Raw genomic sequence first — 1,660 nt, 5'->3', positions numbered from 1 at the left:
CGCAGACCGTCAAAGCGCCAAGTGTACTCCTCAATCGCGCAACGCACCGGATCCCAACAACGTTCCGCTACCAAACATCTAGCACTACTTTGGCACCCCCATCATTGAACCAAGGGTAAAGCGAGCGTGACACATCGGACATCGCAGGCGCATGGCGTGCGCCAAATGATCAAGCAGCATGCGCCGGTTAGCCGGCAAGCTGGGTTGCGGTGGTGGTCCGCTGACTTTTCTTTTTTCCCCTGTGGCTGCCCGCAGGCGCACATGCTGCAGGAACAGATAGGCAATGAGCGTCAGCAGCGCATGCCGATGCAGGCCGCGCCATGACCGGCCCTCAAAGTGATCAAGCCCGAGCTCTTCCTTGAGCTGCTGGTGCGCCTGCTCGCACACCCACCGGGCTTTGATGAGAGAGGCCAACTGCTTCAGTGAGGCATTGGGCGGAAGGTTAGACAGGTAGTATTTGCGCTCCCCCGACGAGCGGTGCTCGCCTATCAGCCAGACCTCATCGCCCGGCAGATGCTGATTAGCATGCCCGCGCAGGTACACCGCCGGTCGGTCGGCGACCCGCACGCGAACAGCGGCGAACTTTGCCCGCAGCGGCCCCTTGGTGCCACGCCGCCAGGTAATCCGGCGCCATGATGCCTTAGCCAGCATGGCCTCGGCCGAAACCGCTTCGCCATCCGGAACCAGCGTCTTGCGGGGTCGTCCGCGCGTGGTGGTGGAGGCCACCATCTGCACATCCGCCGGATACACCTTCTGAATGCGCACGGTGCCCACGGCCCACAGCAGCCCCAGAGCCGAGAGCGCCTGCCGGAAAGGCGCGCTGATGCCGTAACCGGCATCGGCCAGAACGGCCCCAAAGCTCACCCTGGCTTGCATGACCCGCCGCAGTTCCGCCAATGCGATCTCCGGCTTGGAGCGTTCCGTCCAGAGCGCCTCAGGCACGCCGGCGTGTTGCAGGCGCTCGGGATCCTTGATCCAAGTCTCGGGCAGAAACAGCCGCAGCATGATGGGGACCGGCACCTCATCCTTGGCAAGCGTCAGCGAGACCAAGCTCTGGCAGTTGGCCTTCTTGCCCAGCACTCCGGCATATTGTGAGGTGACACCCACCGAATGCGTGCCTTTCTTGGGCAGGGCTGTATCGTCGATCACCAGAACAGCATCGGGGCCACCGACGAGCCGGTTGGCCTGAGCCAGCAGTTCGGCCTCGAGTGGCGCCTCGTCCCAGGGGCTGACCGCCACGAAGTGATGCAGTTGATCATAGTCGGCCGGCGCCACCCGCGCCGCCATCGGCTGCAGGCTCTTGCGCGCACCGGGCCCGATCAGACCGGCCACATAGAGCGGGCACATGCGCCGCCGGGCTGGATGACGAAGGGGCGTGAGGAAGGGTTCAAGCCAGGACTGAAGTTCGTGTTCCCACGCCACTGAGGTGCTCATGACAACCTCCTGCGCAAAACCCTTCAGAAAAAGAAATCGGCAAGGCTCGCCCAGATCCTCGTACCTGCCAAAGTAGTGCTAGAGACTGTTATGGACCTGTCTTGAGGTCATAGCCGTTGGGGCGGGATGACCTCTGCTCGCAAACCTTACCCTCCGATGTCTCCGATGAGGAATGGGCGCTGGTGGCGCCCTACCTGACGCTCCTGCCCGAAGAAGCGGGCCAGCG

1 pseudogene is annotated in these 1,660 nt (G+C 63.2%); it reads right to left on the bottom strand.

Going from position 1 to position 1,660, the window contains the following annotated elements:
• Positions 1-187: 187 nt before the first annotated feature.
• Positions 188-1,434, bottom strand: a pseudogene (locus tag JKG68_RS32165) (IS701 family transposase).
• Positions 1,435-1,660 lie beyond the last annotated feature (226 nt).

This window comes from Microvirga aerilata (genome assembly GCF_016743775.1).
In the GTDB taxonomy this organism is placed as follows: Bacteria; Pseudomonadota; Alphaproteobacteria; order Rhizobiales; family Beijerinckiaceae; genus Microvirga; species Microvirga aerilata.
This window is presented reverse-complemented; position numbering and strand designations above follow the sequence as displayed.